At 44.1% G+C, this 397-nt stretch carries 1 protein-coding gene; it reads right to left on the minus strand.

Annotated features, from left to right (window positions below):
• Positions 1-288, minus strand: a 288-nt coding sequence (gene qacE, locus DZ860_RS24150; RefSeq protein ID WP_120035743.1) for a quaternary ammonium compound efflux SMR transporter QacE, incomplete at its 3' end; no start/stop codon positions are given.
• Between the last annotated feature and the right edge of the window lie 109 nt (positions 289-397).

A 397-nucleotide genomic window follows, 5' to 3' on the forward strand; every position in this document is an offset into this window, starting at 1 on the left:
AGCAATTATGAGCCCCATACCTACAAAGCCCCACGCATCAAGCTTTTGCCCATGAAGCAACCAGGCAATGGCTGTAATTATGACGACGCCGAGTCCCGACCAGACTGCATAAGCAACACCGACAGGGATGGATTTCAGAACCAGAGAAAGAAAATAAAATGCGATGCCATAACCGATTATGACAACGGCGGAAGGGGCAAGCTTAGTAAAGCCCTCGCTAGATTTTAATGCGGATGTTGCGATTACTTCGCCAACTATTGCGATAACAAGAAAAAGCCAGCCTTTCATGATATATCTCCCAATTTGTGTAGGGCTTATTATGCACGCTTAAAAATAATAAAAGCAGACTTGACCTGATAGTTTGGCTGTGAGCAATTATGTGCTTAGTGCATCTAAC

Source organism: Vibrio sinensis (genome assembly GCF_003605645.1).
GTDB lineage: Bacteria > Pseudomonadota > Gammaproteobacteria > Enterobacterales > Vibrionaceae > Vibrio > Vibrio sinensis.